Raw genomic sequence first — 18,185 nt, forward strand, 5'->3', positions numbered from 1 at the left:
TTAATTACCATGCAATAGTCCAGTAAGCGTTAAATGTAGAAGCAGACCATTGACCTTTAATTAAAGCATTCTTAAAGGCAGGTCTGTTTTCTATTTGGATAAGATAACGCTGTATATGTTTAAACTGGCTGTAATTTTGTGAGCAAGCCAGTAATGGGAACCACATCAAAATATCAGCAATAGTAAACTGATCTCCAGCAAACCATAAGTGATCCTCTAAATGTTTATCAATCATGCTCATTTGTCGTTGTAATGATTGATTAAGATAGCCTTGATCAAATCCATATTTTAAAAGTTTAGAAATGAAACGGATTGGAAAAGGTGTACGTTGTACAATTTGGTGAAAGATTTGTTTGAGTACCAAATCGGGAATGAATGTCGCCTCACAATAATTTTTCCAATAATAAAAATTTTGGAGGTGCTGGCTTAATAAATTGTTCTGTCCCAATTGGGGATGTAAATGAGATAAGTAATCTAAGATTGCTGAGGTTTCAGCTAAGATTGAAAACTCTCCTTGTTCAATGATTTCGATAGTAGGAAATTTTGATAATTGGTGGGGTGAGTTTTTATTTTCGTCTACATCTGAATGGTATTTAATAATGAGCTCATAATTGAGTCCTAATTCTTCTAAAAACCAAATAATGCGTTGAGAGCGTGAATTTTGTAGATGAAATAATCGAATTTGCATGTCATGTTCAAATTATAGTTTTGATCTACTCTTAGTATAGGACAGAAGATAACTTAAGTATAATAAAGTATTTATAAATCAAAAGATTATATTTTTATGAGAGAAGATCAATAAAAAACCACTGCATTAAAAATGCAGTGGTTTTTTAGAGTTTGACATCCTTATGGGATTAGAACTTGGGTTATCGCCGTGAAAGGATTTTTTATATTTTCAAGTTAGAACGTATAGCTCATACCAAACTGAACGGTACGTGGTTCGCCCGGATAAGCATATAAATTAAAGGCACTTTCATCATAAACTTTATCAAAAATATTCTTCAAATCTAAGTTAAGACGAAGTTTTGGTGTTGCTTGATAATAAGAAACCAAATCTGTAACCGCATAGCCTTTCATGGTGTAGGGACTATTGGCGGTTTGTCCTGCGCGCTTATCAATATATTTTTGATTAACCCCTAGACCTAAACCTTGTAAAGTTCCACCCTGAAATTCATAAATATTTAAAAGATTAAAACTGTTCTTTGGAATATTGGCTAAAGACGTTCCTTTTTGCAAATTGTTGTCTTTAGTCACTTCCGCATCTGTATATGCGTATCCACCAATAATTTTCCAAGCAGGTGTAATTTGCCCTGCAATATTTAATTCAATACCACGACTACGAACTTCACCAGCAGAAACCTTATAGGCTGAATCAATAGGATCGATAGTTAATACATTTTCTTTTTTAGCATAAAAAATAGCAGAGTCAACCGACAACATATTGTCTAGCACTTGCCATTTAAACCCTAACTCGTAAGCGATGCCTTCTTCAGGGTCAAAACCTTCTCCATTGCGACTAGCGCCAGTGTTTGGTTTAAAAGATTTTGCTGCATTACTATAGATTGAAAGATCATCACGGGCTTTAAAAACTAACCCTAAACGGGGAATAAAGGCATCGTGACTAGTATTCCAGTTTGCAGTATTTGGTAATAGGTTTTTATAGTCATGCTCATAGTGCTCAAAGCGTAAACCCAATAAAGCACTTAAACGTTCATTTAAATCGATTTGATCTTGTACAAAAACGGCTGTTGTTTTTAAATTTTCACGATCATGGGTGGTAACGTTTTTAAGCTCGGGTAGAGGTTGGCCTAAAACAGGATCATTAATATTGATTGGGTAGTTATTTGACTTTGGATCTGAACGAATAATGTATGATTTATAATCGTAGTTTTCGTATTCGAGTCCAGTCACCAAGGTATGTGCTAAACCTAAAAGTTGGAAATTACCTGTTAGGTTAATTTGTGCATCAGTGTCTTGCCATTTTAATTCGCGATAGTTGTAATTTCTTTCGAGCGTTTCTCCATCAGCTTGAATGCCATTTGCTTCTACTGCGTAGCCATATAATTTGCCATTTAAATATTGCACGCCCGCATTGAGCTTCCAGTCATTTCCAAGGTCATGTTCGACTCGTAATTGGGTCATATTGTTATCATTGTAGATTCGGTTGTTATATTTACCTGTTTCCCACAAATATGTTTCTGGTGAACTATTAAAAGACTTTTGTGCAGGATAACGCGTATGCCCACGGTCAAGTGGATGTTGATTCCGTAAAATATCGGCCTCAAAAGTGACTTTCGTGGCGTCAGAAGCTTGCCATTGAATGACTGGTGCAATTCCGTATCGTTTAGATTCGACATTGTCACGATAACTATCACCACCTTCTGCAATCACATTTAGGCGATAACCAATATTGTCTGCATTTGGAATAGTGCCTGTGGTGTCTACAGTGGTACGGTATAAACCTTCACTGTTAAGCTGAGCACCTAGAGTGGTTTGTTGCTCAGACTTCGGTGTTTTAGAAATTAAGTTAAACGTACCACCTGGGTCACCACGACCATATAAGCTGGAAGAGGGGCCACGTAAAACGTCTATACGTTCAATTGTGTTGCTATCTGGTGCATTTGGATAACCACGGTTAATTGGGAATCCGTTACGATAAAATTCGCCACTGGTGAAGCCACGAAGGTTAAAACCAGTTAAGCCTTGACCGCCAAAATTATTCGCTCGTCCAATGCCACCTGCTAAATCAAGAGCTTCAATAAGACGCGTTGCACCGATATCTTCAATTACTTTTTGGGTTACAACACTGACCGATTGCGGTGTGTCCTTTAATGCGATTTCACTACGTGTTGCGCTACTTGAGCTATCGACTTTATAAGTTTGGTCAGATGCCTGTTGGGCTTTAATTTTAATCGTCGCAAGAGTCGTTGAAGAACTATCTGTTTCTGCAAAAGCAGTTGATAAACAGCAGAATTGAGCAATGCTCAGGGAGAGGAGGCGAAGCTTAAGATCCATTTAAAACCTATTTGATAATAAATATCAGTATAAAAATAAGAATTATTATATTGTAAAACTATGTAAAGAAAATACCGGATCAGTGATATTTAAATACAAATGTATTTTATTTAAAAATAAGAGGGGTTAAAAAATAAATAGAATGTTAAGAAAATAAAAAGAAATTTTATAAGAATAGAATAATGGCGTCCCTACGGGGATTCGAACCCCGGTTACCGCCGTGAAAGGGCGATGTCCTAGGCCTCTAGACGATAGGGACGTTGAGGATGGCGGTATCTTAAGAAGCCGCCACCAAACTGTCAAGTAGGTAAGGAGACAGTTTGTTCAAAATATAGCAAAACAGTTCAGCAGTTTTCTGAGTATCGTATAAAGCAGAGTGTGCTTCTTTACCATCGAACTCAATTCCAGCTTGAATACAGGCTTTGGCAAGGACAGTTTGTCCAAACATAACAGCACTTAAAGTAACCGTATCCATCACTGAAAAGCTATGAAATGGGTTCTGGTTTTTTGTGCTTGTACGTGCAATCGCTGCTTGAACAAAACCAAGATCAAAATGGGCGTTATGACCAACCAATACTGCATGGGTACAATGTTGTTGTTTACGAACTTCATTTACTGATTTAAAAATACGGCGTAATGCAGTTCGTTCATCTTCAGCCATTGCCATACGCATTGGATTGAATGGATCAATACCAATAAAGTCTAGCGAACGGCGGTCGAGGTTAGCCCCTTCGAACGGGTTAATATGCGCATGAAATGCTGGACCAGGGACAAATTGCCCCTGAGCATCATACACAATTGGAATGCACGCAATTTCTAGCAATGCATCTGTCTGGGCATTAAAACCTGCCGTTTCAACGTCAACAACAACAGGTAAGAAGCCACGAAAACGTTGGCCAATGACCGGGACAGAGGTTTCTTGTGTCACACTTTTCTCCATTGCAGCGTTTTCCCGGCATGCAGCGGGATAATTTTTTGATCATCTAAATAATCAAAAGATTCTGGTACAAGATTATCTTCTTTTACCAAGGTAATAGTAGAAGTATTACGTGGTAGACCGTAGAAGTCTGCGCCAAAATGGCTTGCAAAGCCTTCTAGGCGTTCTAATTTACCCACTTGGTCAAATGCTTGGGCATAAAGCTCAATTGCATTAGGTGCACTATAACAGCCCGCACAGCCACACGCATTTTCTTTTGCATCTTGCGAGTGCGGCGCACTGTCTGTACCTAAGAAAAATTTAGGATTACCACTCGTTGCAACTTCAAGCAAAGTTGTTTGGTGTGTTTGGCGCTTTAAAATTGGTAAACAATAGAAATGCGGTTTAATACCACCAACCAGCATGTCATTACGGTTAAATAATAAATGCTGAGGCGTGATTGTTGCAGCAACATTACGGTCATGTTCTAAAACAAAATGAGCCGCATCGCTTGTGGTGATGTGCTCAAGCACCACTTTAAGTTTTGGAAACTGTTTTAAAAGCGGGTTGAGTACTTCATCAAGGAAACGTTTTTCACGGTCAAAAATATCGACGTGGTTATGAGTTACTTCACCATGAAGTAATAACGGAACTTGATGCTCTTCTAATTGCTCAATAACTGCATAAACCTTACGAATGTCACTTACACCGTTATCAGAGTTGGTGGTCGCACCAGCTGGGTAAAGTTTAATTGCATTTACATGCCCAGATTCTTTAATTTTACGAACTTCGTCTGGTGAAGTGAAGTCAGTAAAATAAAGCACCATACGTGGGTCAAAATTGAGACCCTCTGGAACATGAGCAAGAATACGTTCACGGTAAGCTAATGCTTCTTCCACAGTTTTTACTGGCGGAACAAGGTTTGGCATACAGATCGCACGAGCAAACTGTTTAGCCAAATCAGGTACGGTACGTTTTAATGCTAAACCATCACGTAAATGTGCATGCCAATCATCTGGCTGGAGCAGGGTAATAGAGTTCAAGGCAGTTCAAACTTCGAAATAAAACAAATGATAATCGATAAAGTGTGAAAATGGTAACGAGAATTACGGACAAATGGCAAAATAAAGCGCAAGAGGCGTTAAAAAATAATGTTATATTTTGTTAATGTGTAAGAGGCAGGAAACGGCTAGTGGTAAATAGGGGAAATGTACATGAATTACTCAAAGCAAAAGAAGAAATAGAATATCTGGTAACTTTACATACCCATCGTTATGCCAATACACCGTTGCCCCATCAATTAGAAAAAAAATTCTGGTGCTTAAATCTTGAGCGAACAAAACAAAATATCTCAAAATTTTTAGCAAGTGGTGTCCTAACCTACCTTATTTTTATTTTGCTAGTGCTACCTACAGACTATTTAGTGATAGGTGTACCTTACATAACTTGGGATTTTATTTTCTGCATATTAAGTGCAATTAATATTGCTGGTGCGCTACTGTTATTTTGGGTATTTGCCAAGTTTAAGAAACTCTCTGAATATTTTTATATTGCTGCATGCGGAATTGTTTTTTTTACCATTATTGTCAATGCAATGTTGCTTCTTAGTGTCGGAAATATCGCTCTTAAAAATCAGTCGATGTTACTACTTTCTTTTTTATATATGCTCGGCTTTATTTTGAGCGGTATAAAGCCTTTGCATATGCTTTATGTCGGTTTGATCGCAGCCATTTGTGTTTTTTCTCTATTGATTTTATTTCAAGCGGATTGTGACTATATTGCTTTGGGAAGAGCACTATTTGGTAGCTGTATTTTAGGTTTTTCAATTAGTACGATGCTCACGTCTAGAGAAAGAAGCCTTTTTTTAAATAATCAGCTTGCTGAGCTTAACGAACAGATTTTACGTATTGAGGCATCTGAGTTGCTTCATTTAAGTCAGCAGGATGCGCTCACTAAAATTTCTAATCGACGTACTTTCGATGAGATGTTCGACTTTTTTTACTATCGGGCAAAGCAAGAACAACGCCCATTGGCAGTTTTATTTATTGATATCGATTTTTTTAAAAACTATAACGATTGTTATGGACACCAGATGGGAGACAAGGTCATCTCGTCTATTGCCTCTGCAATTAAAAATTCTATTCGTCATGTTGATTTTGTTGCTCGTTATGGCGGAGAAGAGTTTGTCGTTCTTTTGCCGAAAACACCGGCTCAAGGTGCCTATGCAGTGGCTGCCAATATTTATAAAGCTATAGAACGTCAAGCGATTCCTCATGCTGCATCATTAGTTTCTAAGCATGTCACCATTAGTTTGGGTTTTACTGTTTACACAGAAGGCTTAAGAGTAACTCAGGAAAATTTAATTCATGCTGCCGATCAAGCTTTATATCGGGCTAAGGAACTTGGACGTAACCAGATTTATTATCAGCCTTTACAAGTCGCCGAAATTGCCTGAATGAATTTTAAAAAATAAAAAGGCCACCTTAATAGGTGGCCTTTTTATGAGCTAAGAAAATTATTTTTTCTTACTGTCTAATTGAGGAATAGCAGAACCTTGACCGATTGAAAGTAAACCAGCATCTGTATAGATACCAAGTTTTGCACGTGTATCGGTAATGTCGAGGTTACGCATAGTCAACTGACCAATACGGTCCATAGGCGAGAACATTGAATCGCCTTTTTCCATTGTTAAACGTTCAGCTTCGTACGTTAAGTTTGGAGATTCAGTGTTCATGATGGTGTAGTCATTACCACGACGAAGTTCAAGCGTAACTTCACCGGTAACAGCTTTAGCAACCCAACGCTGTGCAGTTTCACGCAACATAAGCGCTTGAGAGTCGAACCAACGACCTTGGTAAAGTAAACGACCTAAACGTAAACCGTTAATGCGGTATTGTTCGATCGTATCTTCGTTGTGAATACCAGTAACCAAACGCTCGTAAGCAATATGAAGAAGGGCCATACCCGGTGCTTCATAGATACCACGAGATTTTGCTTCGATAATACGGTTTTCGATTTGGTCAGACATACCTAGACCATGACGACCACCAATACGGTTTGCTTCAAGAATAAGCTCAACCGGATTGTCAAAAGTTTGACCGTTCAATGCAACAGGTACACCTTCTTCAAAGCGTACAGTCACTTCTTCTGGTTTGATTTCAACTTCATCTTTCCAGAAAGCAACGCCCATAATTGGGTCAACGATTTTGATACCAGCATTTAAGTATTCAAGATCTTTTGCTTCGTGAGTTGCACCCAACATGTTTGAGTCAGTTGAATACGCTTTTTCTTTTGACATTTTATAGTCAAAACCGTTGTCGATCAGGAACTGTGACATTTCTGCACGGCCACCGAGTTCATCGATGAAGTTTTGATCTAACCAAGGCTTGTAAATTTTAAGATTCGGGTTGGTCAACAAACCATAACGATAGAAACGTTCAATATCGTTACCTTTATAAGTTGAGCCGTCCCCCCAGATGTTTACGTCATCTTCTTTCATTGCAGTAACTAACATTGTACCTGTTACTGCACGACCGAGTGGAGTCGTATTGAAATAAGGAACACCACCTGTACTGATATGGAATGCACCACACTGAATTGCAGCAATACCTTCGAGCGCAAGTTGTAAGCGGCAGTCAATTAAGCGAGCTTTTACAGCGCCGTATTGTTCTGCTTTCTTTGGAATTGCATCGTAGTCATCTTCATCAGGCTGGCCTAAGTTTGCAGTGTATGCATAAGGCTCTGCGCCTTTTTGTTTCATCCACAATAGAGCAGCTGAAGTGTCTAGGCCTCCGGAGAAGGCAATCCCAACTTTTTTGCCTACTGGTACATGCTGCAAGATAGTTGCATTATCAGTCATTGCTAATCCTAACATTTATAAAAAAGACCCCGTGTAGGTGGTCTCGAGAATTCTGAATGGCGGCTATTGTAGCACTATTCATGGTGCTTTTTTTGGCAAAAAAAGCATTAATTCACTTGTTCTGATTTGAAGTTTTAATTTCATAAAAAATCTAAGCGTATTTATAGAATGGGAAGGGGGAATGAAGTATTGTTATTCCAAATAAGAAAAGACTTTTAATGACTTAAAAAGAAAATAGGATGAATATGAAGTGTTACCATTCTTGGTGTGATTATGCTGTGCTTATTATATAAATGGGAAAAAGAGCCAGATTTCCTTAGTGTCATTAAATAAAAGTAATAGGAGTGGTTTTGATGGATTGACCATAAGCTCCGATAAATTTCTTTACTGGGTCATCCAAAATTACTAAAAAAGTATTAAAGTACTATGCAACAAGTTGCAAAAAACTATTGGGACGCAGCATGACAAGTTACGCCAATCTATTAAAACCATTACATTTAGGCTTTACCACTATTAAAAACCGTGTGGTGATGGGATCCATGCATACGGGCTTAGAAGACCGTTTCTATAATTACCCAAAACTGGCTGCTTATTTTGAAGAGCGTGCCAAAGGTGGGGTTGGCCTGATTGTTACTGGCGGTATTTCACCGAACCGTCAAGGGTGGTTAGCACCTGCTGGTGGAACCATGAACAGTCTATTTGATGTTCCTCAGCACCGTCTGGTAACTCATGCTGTTCATAAACATGGCTCTAAAATCTTAATGCAAATCTTGCATGCGGGCAGATATGGTTACCAACCGTTTGTTGTGTCTTCAACAGCCATTAAATCTCCAATTTCGCCATTTAAACCACGTCAGCTTTCTGAAAAAAATATTCTCAGCACAATTGAAGATTACGCTCAGTGTGCTGACATTGCCAAAAAAGCTGGCTATGACGGTGTCGAAATTATGGGCTCGGAAGGTTATTTAATTAACCAGTTTCTAAGTAGTCACGTGAATCAGCGTACTGACCGTTGGGGCGGTGACATTGAAAACCGTATGCGTTTTCCGGTCGAGATTGTTAAAGCGATTCGTGCCAAAGTCGGCGAGAAATTTATTATTTGTTTCCGCTTGTCTTTACTCGATTTAGTTCATGACGGTAACACTATGCAAGAAGTCGTGATTGTTGCCAAAGCTTTAGAAAAGGCAGGTGTAACGTTATTAAATACAGGCATTGGTTGGCATGAAGCCCGTGTTCCGACCATTGTAACGTCTGTGCCTCGCGCAGCTTTTGTCGATTATACGGCTCATGTAAAACAACATATTTCTATTCCGATTATTGCGTCGAATCGTATTAACATGCCTGAAACTGCCGAAGAAATTTTGGCAACAGGTAAAGCAGATATGGTTCAAATGGCACGTCCTTTATTGGCCGATGCTTTTTGGGTAAATAAAACAGCGACTAACCGCGTTGATGAAATTAATACCTGTATTGCTTGTAACCAAGCGTGTTTAGACCATGCTTTTAAAAATAAGCGCGTGTCTTGTTTAGTGAACCCACGTGCAGGCCATGAAACAGAACTGGTGTATTTAAAAACCAAGCAGCCTAAACGTATTGCTGTTGTCGGTGGCGGGGTTGCGGGTATGTCAGCAGCAACCGTTGCGGCAAGCCGTGGTCATGCGGTCACTTTATTTGAAGCGACTTCAGATGTGGGTGGTCAGTTCAACTTTGCTAAGGTGGTGCCGGGTAAAGAAGAGTTTCACGAAACGATTCGCTACTTTAAAGTCCAACTCGAAAAAACTGGGGTGGATGTACGTTTAAATACTCGCGTGAACCGTGAGCAGCTTGAACGTGAAGGTTTTGATGAAGTCATTGTTGCAACTGGTGTAATCCCTCGTGCATTAAAAATTGAAGGAAGCGATGCACCACAAGTTCTTTCTTATGCTCAAGTTTTAAAAGGTGCAGAAGTTGGGCAAAAAGTTGCAGTGATTGGTGCGGGCGGTATTGGTTTTGATGTGTCAGAGTTTTTACTTAAACCGCCACATCAACCCCAGCCTCAACCTTTAGCCGAGTGGCAACGTGAATGGGGCGTAGACCCAGATCCTAACTATATTTCTGAAGGTGGTATGCAACCACCAGTAGTTGAACTTCCTGTTCGCCAGATTTATTTACTGCAACGTAAGACAACACCTCTAGGTATTGGCCTTGGTAAAACTTCAGGTTGGGTACATCGCGCACAGCTTAAAAAGCATGGCGTGCGTATGCTCCGTGGTGTGCAATATAAAGCGGTCACTGATGAAGGGCTTTGGATTGAGCACAATGGTCAAGACCAGCTTTTACGTGTCGATACGATTGTGGTGTGTGCAGGTCAAGAGTCGGTAAAAGACTTGATGCCAAAAGAAGGTGAGTCGACTATAGCGAACTACTACATTATTGGTGGTGCAAAGCTCGCAGCGGAGCTAGATGCGAAGCGTGCGATCAAAGAAGGAGCAGAATTAGCTGCTCGATTGTAAAATTGATGAAACAATATGCACTTGAACACAAAGTGATGATATTTTTCTTGAATAAAATGAATAAGCTTTGTATTCTTACGCACATGGAAGCGTGGCAGAGCGGTTTAATGCACCGGTCTTGAAAACCGACGAGGGTGTGAGTCCTCCGTGAGTTCGAATCTCACCGCTTCCGCCAAATTCGAAAAGCCCCTGTTAATAGCAGGGGCTTTTTTTATCTATGCTTTTACCCCTCAAAATACCCCACATCAAAATCTAGGTGCATTAATTCTTAGTTTATTAAAGGTGGAAAAATGAAAATAAAAAACTACACACCAACTAAAGGTTTTGTATGGGCTTTGCTTTTAATTATTTTTATAGCATGGCTTGTATATAAATGTGTTCCTTTAACAGAGAAAGATCAAGATGCTCTTATTCATTCAAATATGGAACGGGAAAGGATTAGGTTAGCTGAAGAGTTTGACTCTTATACACAAGAAGACTTCGCACGACTACCAAAATTTGACTCTCGTAAATATTTTTTAATAAAGCGTAGTGGTCGTTTTTGGTTAATACCAAGAGAGTATTATGGTGCTAATGGTTTTACTATTAGAGTTATAGATATAGATAAACTAATAGGGAAAAAGTGGGAAGGTGATATTGTGGTGGAAGGTGGGTTTCGAGTTTTTATGTATTCACCACAATATTATAATCGTAAAGCTGATTTTTTGAGTAGTGATGTGGCATGTAAATCAAATACATTTAGAAAGCTTTTTACGTGGAATGAGGTAATTATTAATATTGATGCTAATACCTATCCTAAAAAAATTACAGATAATCAATATTTAGATATTTGTCTAACTACATTAAAAATTTTAAACGAACAAGTGAAGGAAATACATTATGTTAACTAAATTAAGTCAAACTCATAAAACTTTGCCATATTTATTAAAAGACTGAACTATGTTGTTATAAGAAATCTTGATTAAAAATCTGCTTTATAACTTTTATAGACTTATTTAATACTTAATGTTGTTAAGTTTTACCTGCATGATCAAAAAGAGTTTTTTGAAGCAATATTATATCTAAAATGGTTATTTCATTAATTTTATGCAATAGTGATTTAGCTACCAAGAATATGTAAGTAATAGGATAAAAATGTTAGAAACTGATGTTTTAATTGTTGGGAGTGGTCCAGCTGGTTCTTCTGCTGCACTTATGTTAAGTAGTTATGGAATTAGAAATATCATAATAACTAAATATAGATGGCTGGCAAACAGCCCTCGTGCTCATTATATAAGTCAAAGAACTATGGAAATTGTTCGAGATTTAGGAATATCTGATGAAGTAATAGCAAAAGCAGCACCCAAGGAAGTTATGGGAGATGTTGTTTATTGCACATCTTTAACGGGTGATGAAATTGGACGCTTTCCTTATGGAATGAATCATCCAGAAAGAACATCAGAATATGCTAAAGCGAGCCCCTGTGAACAGTGTGATCTTCCTCAACACCTATTTGAACCTATTTTACTTTCAAATGCAGCATCACGAGGGAGCCACCCAAGATTTGATACAGAATATTTATCTCATGTACAAGATGAGAACGGCGTAACAGTCACTGTTTTAGATAGATTAACTAAACAAACATACTTAATCCGTTGTAAGTATTTAATCGGAGCTGATGGTGCAAGCAGCCAAGTCGTAAAAGATTTAGATTTACCTATGGCAGGTAAAATGGGAAAAAGTGGCAGTATCAGTATTATTTTTAAAGCCGATTTAACAAAATACGTTTCGCATCGCCCTGGTTACCTCTGGTGGATTATACAACCTGGAGCAAACATTGGCGGGATTGGCCTAGGATTGTTACGTATGGTCAGACCTTGGAATGAATGGCAGATTGTTTGGGGGTATGACATTGAAAAAGAAGAGCCATCTCTTACCGATGATGAAGCAATTGCAATTTGCAAACAGCTTATTGGCGATAACGACATTGAAATAAGCATAAGTAGTAAGTCGTTATGGACAGTAAATGAAATGTATGCAGAACAATACTCGAAAGGTCGAGTTTTCTGCATTGGTGATGCTGTCCATCGTCATCCACCTTCGAATGGATTAGGTTCAAACTCATCTATACAAGATGCTTATAACCTATGTTGGAAATTAGCATTTGTATTAAATGGTAAAGCGGGTAGTGGTTTATTAAACAGTTTTAATGAAGAAAGAGCACCTGTTGGTGAGCGAATTGTTAAGCGAGCAAATCAAAGTGTTAGAGAGTTCTCTACAATCTTTTCTGCTTTAGAGTTAGATGGAAAGTACAGTACAGAGACGATGCAAGGAAGTATAAACGCCTTAAGCGAAGGAAATGAAAAAGGTGCTGTTAAACGCCGTGATTTAAGATCTGCAATTGAATATAAAGCTTATGAATTTGCTGCCTTAGGAGTAGAAACTAACGTACGGTATCATTCATCTGCAATTATTGGAGCAGAGTCTGCTATTGAAAATAAAGTAGATTCTAGTAGAGATGAAGATCTTCATTATTATCCCTCATTTACTCCTGGTCATAAACTCCCTCATACATGGTTAGTCAAAAATCATAAAAAAATATCAACCTTAGACTTAATCGGAAATGGAAAGTTTACGCTTTTCTGTTGGTTACAAGGTGACAAATGGAAGTTTGCAGTAGATAACATTAATAGCCAGCTCAATTTAGATATTAAAGTTATACAGGTAGGTCCAAAAAGAGAGGTTGAAGACTCTTATGGAGAACTTTCTCGCTCTTGGACTAATGATGAAAATGCTTGCATAATGATCAGACCAGATGGCTATATTGCTTGGCAAAGCAACAACATTGAGTCGGCGGACAATGAATTGCACAAAGCCATGTTATCAATACTTAGTTTAAATTAGGATCTCACCCGCCAAATTCGAAAAGCCCCTGTTAAAAGCAGGGGCTTTTTTATGTGAATATTTTTTAGTACTTAGTAACCCATATAAAAATTTGGATTGAGTTGGGCAGAGTTAAATTTCAGTTTAATTTTATATTTTGTAGTTAATTGCATCCTCATAATGGTCAATATTTTGTAATTGTTTGAAGAATTCTTTCGGGTCAACTATTGCTGCTATATGTATAATTATGGGTAGAATAGCTCCTTATAATACAAACCTCTTTGCATCCCTAACTTGCAAAGTAAAATCGATCTCGGTATACGCTGAATTTAAATTAATAAATATGGATAGTTCATGAATTTAATAAATCACTGTAGTAAGTTATTTCTTGCAATTTTTCTTATGATGAATCTTTCAAATACATATGCAGCAAAGATACAGGCTGTAGATGCTGAAGTACAGGAGAGTGCTGTAGACGCAATGGAAGCTGCTGGGGCAGAAGCTGTAAAGGTTGGTGAAGAAGAGGCTGCATGCCGTGCTGACGAGGCTTGTGATGTTGCATCTGCTGTTTCTGAGGATGAAATGTATGGTGGCATTCAACAGGAATATGTCGTAAAAGGCTGTAAGGTAACAATCTACAATGATGGGCCTGTGAAAATGGTCAATGTAAAGACGGATCAACCATGTGATGCTCCACTTCCTAAAGACCATAAATTTTCTAGATAGACTCTGTGAGCCTATAAATTATTTTGTGTGCCTTTAAAAAAGTTTTAGTCCTTAGCAACTCATATGGAAATTTGGATTGAGTTGGGCAGATTTAGTTTTCAGCTTAATTTTATATTTAATAGTGTCTTGGGAATGAATCTTCGTTTTCTGCTATTTAATCTTTAGCATCTGTTTTTTCTCAAAATCATGAACCATTCGAATACGCTCTTCAGTTGCAGGATGAGAAGATAAAGTATCAAGAACAGCTGTAGATAGTTTATTAGCTGAAGATTCTTCTTGAGAAGTTGGCGGGTTGGACTGATTTTTTTTATCGATACCTTCTTCTGTTGTATCGCTTAAACGCTGTAAGAAATTTGCGAAGTGCGAGACTTCGATATGTTTCCTATCCATTAGCTGTAAAGCATATAGATCGGCTTCGGACTCAAATTTACGTGAGTAATTTGCACCAATCATAGCAGCCGGTAATGACGTAAATAAGTCTGAACTATCTCCTGTCATTGCAATGTATAATATACTTAGGCCTAAACTAGTTAACCCTTGTTGTAAACTATGGCGATAAACTAAATGGCCTTGTTCATGGGCTAATACACCTAAGATTTCCTGATTAGTATGTGCCAATTTGATCAGTTCATCTGTGATAATAATCGTATTATTGGGTAGCGCTACAGCATTTGCTCCTAAATGATCGCCTTTACGGAAGACTAATTTGGCTGGTCTGTTTTCAGCAATAGTATTCAAATATTGTTTAGTAATTTGGTCTTTTTGAGTTTGTGCTAATTGGCTGGGTGCAGTCCAATTATTTAATACATAATTCTCGGCTTCATCGCCTAGTTTCTTTAAAGTATTCTCAGGTAATTGAAAAGCAAGATAATGGGATGTAGCTGGAACACCCCATTTCACTAGACTGATCGCAAAAGTAATCACAAAAATTACACTAAAAAGAATAAGAGCTGGAGAGCGTTCAAATTTCCAGATCGAATGTTGAACCTTTTTAGTTGTGTAATTAAACCATTCAGGTAATGCTCTATGAAATTCAATCCGTGCATCATCAGATAATTCAATCACTGGGTGTAACTGTCCCAGTGCACCAATCAATTTCATATCAGTATATTGATAATGACGCTGTTGTTCTAATTGATCACCATACCGAATGAGAACTTCAGATTTAGATTGAGCTGAAATCTGAGCACGGTGAGGTTTAGACACTATGCCATCATAGAAAATGATATCTACTGCTTGGGACATAAATTATTAAACTCAGATTATTATAGAGAGATGTCAATATCAAAAATATCACTGATTTCTTCAGCTAAAGCACTTTGTTCTTGCTGAGCTAGATTCATCATTTGATCTGGATTATCTAATAAAATTAAACTCATCGATTCAATCTGATATTTGTGAATACGAACCGCAGCCCAAGCAGACATTAAGCCTATGGTTAAGATTTTTACAATCCAGTTTGAAGCTACAATCCATGCAAAACGCCATTGATTACAGTCTGTTTTAAATTGACTGTTTCCAACTGTAGTATTGTTCCATGTCGTAATAAAAAGACGTGCAGCAATTAATGGATAAATAAATAATCCAATAAATGCATATACCATAAACATTCCGAAGACTACAGCGTTCGGTGAGAACCCAGAAATTGTTCCGACAAGTGCAAAGTAAATGATTGAAAAAATAGCAATTATACCAATTGCAACAAAAACTGGGATATAAACTGCAGCCATATATGCAGACCATTTCGCGTTTAATTTAAAATTTAATTGTCCAGCATATAAATTGTTAAGATAATATTTTTTATATAGCCAAATAGCTACAGGTGTAAAGATTCCTAATGTGAAAATATATACCAATATACTCAAAAGAAAGACTTTATAAGATTCTTTTATCGTTCCACCAAAATAAAAACGTGCGTTGCCGAACTTACTATTTCTTGCCGTAAAACGCAAAGTAGCGCGAATTAGCCAAGGTACTGCTGTATATAGTGCAACTAGTCCAACCACAGTCGCAATCATTGAATACTGTGATGAAATTGCAAATACGGCGTAAATTCCTAATGCAATTAAACGTCCAATCAAAATCTTGGTTGGAATGCCTGTAAAATCAAAGCGACGTTCAAAAAATTCTGTATTGCCATAGAAATAGCGTAAGCGACGAACTTTAGCCCAAGGTGCATATAAGCTTAAAGTAATAATAGTCAAAAGAATATTAACGATCCAGATTCCAAAATATTCCGAGGCTTTACCATGAAACTTAAAATGATAAATTCCTGATTGTGAAATTGGTGGTGACGTAATATTTTGATCCTCATTCAAATCTTGAGGAGATGAGGGTAAAGCTTGTTCTTGCATTTTATTCTCTTTATTGAAACTAAATGATCTTGATTGAAAGTAATAGATAATTAGAAAACTATTGAGAATATTATATATTTTTTATAAATTGAAAGGAATAGAATGAAAAGCAAACAACAATACCACTCGTCTCCCTCTGCGGCGGAACGGGAGAAAACACCTTTTATTTTATATAAAGCCTCTTATTATTTTAGTTGAGAATAATATTGTTTTCGCCAATCAAGATAGTTCAAATCTAAATAATCTTCATTCCCCAATTTTATGGAATAGTATGATCGTAAGGCTATTTCAAAAGCTCCTTCATGGTGTAAAAGCTCTGCAACTTGCTGCATATTCAATCTATCTAATAAATTATGATAAAACTGATTCACAATTCGATCTGAGTTTTCTTTATCTTCTTTAAATATTGAGCCTAACTGAGATGATATAGTTTCTAGTAAATAAGGAATGTCACATTCAATAATAAAATCACTTTCTAATCTCTTTTCTATTGTTTCTTCTGCAATTGAGTGGATTATGAGTTTTGATACTATTTCTGAAGATTGTGAAAGAATCATTATTTCTCCTTTTTCTTCCAAATTTTCAAGTATTTTAGTTATCTTGTTTATATAGTCTTGATGAGTGTTCGTTAGCATTAAATTTTTTAGCCTTAGAGATTATTATTAATATTATAAATTTTCTTCAATTAACATAGTAGCCCTATACGAAATACTCGGATAAACCCAAATCGAAAAACCTATAAATCACTAAACTGTTCTTAACTTCTGTGACTTTATAAATCCCAATTTAACAATAAATTTTAATTATTTATCCTTACTTTTTAATGATCTATTTTAAAGCAAATATCGTTTAGTGTGCTTGACTGCCAAAGGGTAGAGCACTATCCTTTGCCTGCTGGCCACATTGCCAGTCGGTTGTCGCAGACCGGGAAAACAAAGTCGATATGCAAAACTCTTGTTTTGTGTGTCGGGAACTCGTTCGCCCCCTTTTTCTCTACGGTAGGGCGGAAGGGGGACACCTTCGGGTGTGCTGGTTCCTTTGTTTCCAGTCTGCGAACCCCCTTTCGTTCTGCCACCATAATTTTAATGTTTTGGCAGAACTCCCAATAAAAAGGAGTTGGCTTTGCACATTCATTATTTCTTGGCAGCCTTTGCCAAAAGCTATAACGACACAACTTAAACATTTAAAGCAGTTTGAAAGTCACTAGGCTTTTCGGACTTTAAATCTTCATCACTTAAAACTTAATCAACAATAAAACTTGAGATGTGCCAAGCACAGTCTTTACGGCTTTGCTATGCCTTTTATTTGCTTAAAAAAGAGTGAAGGCATTTTATCTCATTTATATACAACAAGAATTTTTTATAACGGTAAAACTATGCCACATTCAGATCTCCCATTTCGTGCTTTAAGTGTGCTTCACACTTCCCGATATCTGTTTAACAACTATGGCTTTCATAATGTCGGGGTCGACCGAATTATTGAGTCAGCAAAAGTTCCCAAAGCCACTTTTTATAATTACTTTCATTCAAAAGAAAGGCTAATTCAAATGAGTTTAACCTTTCAAAAAGATGGTCTTAAACAAGAAGTACTTTCAATCATTTATGTTCAAAAAGGCTTAGCTCTGCTTGAAAAGCTTCGCAAAATTTACTTTTTACATGCCGATTTAGACGGACTTTATCATTTGCTTTTTAAAGCTATTTTTGAGATTTCAAAAACACATCCCAAGGCATATCAGGTCGTGATTGACTATCGAAACTGGTTCATTAATGAAATCTATAATTTGCTTTTAACAACCGATGCAAATGTTTCAAAACCTGATGCTCACATGTTCTTGTTTGTGATTGATGGGGCAATGGTTCAGCTTTTAGATCCAAACAAGCCAGATGAAAGAGAAAGGCTTTTAGATTATTTTTTAATGCAGTTTATTTAGTGCAAATGAATAACTTAAATGACAGAGC

General features: G+C 37.2%; 14 protein-coding genes and 2 tRNA genes. 7 read left to right on the forward strand and 9 right to left on the reverse strand.

Annotation, left to right across the window (positions count from 1 at the left end):
• Positions 1-4: 4 nt before the first annotated feature.
• The 5 genes from ACPF64_RS09570 to pyrC form a co-directional block, all read right to left on the reverse strand.
• Entirely contained in the window at positions 5-688 is a 684-nt protein-coding gene (locus ACPF64_RS09570) for a glutathione binding-like protein (protein WP_426452863.1), read from the reverse strand.
• 215 nt (positions 689-903) lie between these two features.
• Entirely contained in the window at positions 904-3,018 is a 2,115-nt protein-coding gene (locus ACPF64_RS09575) for a TonB-dependent siderophore receptor (RefSeq protein ID WP_426452865.1), read from the reverse strand.
• Positions 3,019-3,201: 183 nt separating this feature from the next.
• Positions 3,202-3,277: transfer RNA gene (locus ACPF64_RS09580), tRNA-Glu, on the reverse strand.
• 18 nt (positions 3,278-3,295) lie between these two features.
• Positions 3,296-3,958 carry a ribonuclease T gene (gene rnt / locus ACPF64_RS09585; protein WP_003652803.1) on the reverse strand — a complete coding sequence of 221 codons (663 nt, stop codon included), beginning with the start codon at positions 3,956-3,958 and terminating at the stop codon, positions 3,296-3,298.
• The gene (gene pyrC, locus ACPF64_RS09590; RefSeq protein WP_004641891.1) at positions 3,943-4,977 is read right to left on the reverse strand and encodes a dihydroorotase; all 1,035 of its coding nucleotides are present in this window, start codon (positions 4,975-4,977) and stop codon (positions 3,943-3,945) included. Before pyrC ends, rnt begins: the two co-directional genes overlap by 16 nt.
• A gap of 149 nt (positions 4,978-5,126) precedes the next feature.
• Between pyrC and ACPF64_RS09595 the strand changes: the two genes are divergently transcribed.
• Positions 5,127-6,389, forward strand: coding sequence for a GGDEF domain-containing protein (locus tag ACPF64_RS09595; RefSeq protein ID WP_426452868.1), 1,263 nt, complete (start codon positions 5,127-5,129; stop codon positions 6,387-6,389).
• Positions 6,390-6,449: 60 nt separating this feature from the next.
• Here ACPF64_RS09595 and argG read toward each other — a convergent pair whose 3' ends face one another.
• Positions 6,450-7,808: an argininosuccinate synthase gene (argG, locus tag ACPF64_RS09600; RefSeq protein WP_080547616.1), complete on the reverse strand. Its 1,359-nt coding sequence runs from the start codon at positions 7,806-7,808 to the stop codon at positions 6,450-6,452.
• 446 nt (positions 7,809-8,254) lie between these two features.
• Between argG and ACPF64_RS09605 the strand changes: the two genes are divergently transcribed.
• From ACPF64_RS09605 to ACPF64_RS09625, 5 genes are all read left to right on the forward strand, one after another.
• A complete protein-coding gene (locus ACPF64_RS09605; RefSeq protein WP_426452870.1) occupies positions 8,255-10,285 on the forward strand; it encodes an FAD-dependent oxidoreductase in 2,031 nt (676 codons plus the stop codon).
• 85 nt (positions 10,286-10,370) lie between these two features.
• Positions 10,371-10,460: transfer RNA gene (locus tag ACPF64_RS09610), tRNA-Ser, on the forward strand.
• Between the two features lie 115 nt (positions 10,461-10,575).
• The gene (locus ACPF64_RS09615) at positions 10,576-11,175 is read left to right on the forward strand and encodes a hypothetical protein (protein WP_426452872.1); all 600 of its coding nucleotides are present in this window, start codon (positions 10,576-10,578) and stop codon (positions 11,173-11,175) included.
• Between the two features lie 244 nt (positions 11,176-11,419).
• Positions 11,420-13,168 (forward strand): FAD-dependent oxidoreductase, encoded by a 1,749-nt coding sequence (locus ACPF64_RS09620; RefSeq protein ID WP_426452874.1) that lies wholly within the window; start codon positions 11,420-11,422, stop codon positions 13,166-13,168.
• Between the two features lie 381 nt (positions 13,169-13,549).
• The gene (locus tag ACPF64_RS09625; RefSeq protein ID WP_426456129.1) at positions 13,550-13,873 is read left to right on the forward strand and encodes a hypothetical protein; all 324 of its coding nucleotides are present in this window, start codon (positions 13,550-13,552) and stop codon (positions 13,871-13,873) included.
• Between the two features lie 150 nt (positions 13,874-14,023).
• Here the strand turns inward: ACPF64_RS09625 and ACPF64_RS09630 are convergent, their stop codons facing one another.
• The 3 genes from ACPF64_RS09630 to ACPF64_RS09640 form a co-directional block, all read right to left on the reverse strand.
• Positions 14,024-15,118: a M48 family metallopeptidase gene (locus ACPF64_RS09630; RefSeq protein ID WP_426452876.1), complete on the reverse strand. Its 1,095-nt coding sequence runs from the start codon at positions 15,116-15,118 to the stop codon at positions 14,024-14,026.
• A 20-nt stretch (positions 15,119-15,138) separates the two neighbouring features.
• A complete protein-coding gene (locus tag ACPF64_RS09635) occupies positions 15,139-16,227 on the reverse strand; it encodes a YjgN family protein (protein ID WP_426452878.1) in 1,089 nt (362 codons plus the stop codon).
• A gap of 185 nt (positions 16,228-16,412) precedes the next feature.
• Positions 16,413-16,784, reverse strand: a complete 372-nt coding sequence (locus ACPF64_RS09640; protein WP_426452880.1) for a hypothetical protein — start codon at positions 16,782-16,784, stop codon at positions 16,413-16,415.
• 818 nt (positions 16,785-17,602) lie between these two features.
• Here ACPF64_RS09640 and ACPF64_RS09645 point away from each other — a divergent pair.
• Complete coding sequence (locus ACPF64_RS09645) at positions 17,603-18,157, forward strand: TetR/AcrR family transcriptional regulator (protein ID WP_426452882.1); 555 nt, start codon at positions 17,603-17,605, stop codon at positions 18,155-18,157.
• Positions 18,158-18,185: the final 28 nt, after the last annotated feature.

The sequence above is a fragment of the Acinetobacter sp. KB005 genome (assembly GCF_049949095.1).
Taxonomy (GTDB): Bacteria; Pseudomonadota; Gammaproteobacteria; order Pseudomonadales; family Moraxellaceae; genus Acinetobacter; species Acinetobacter calcoaceticus.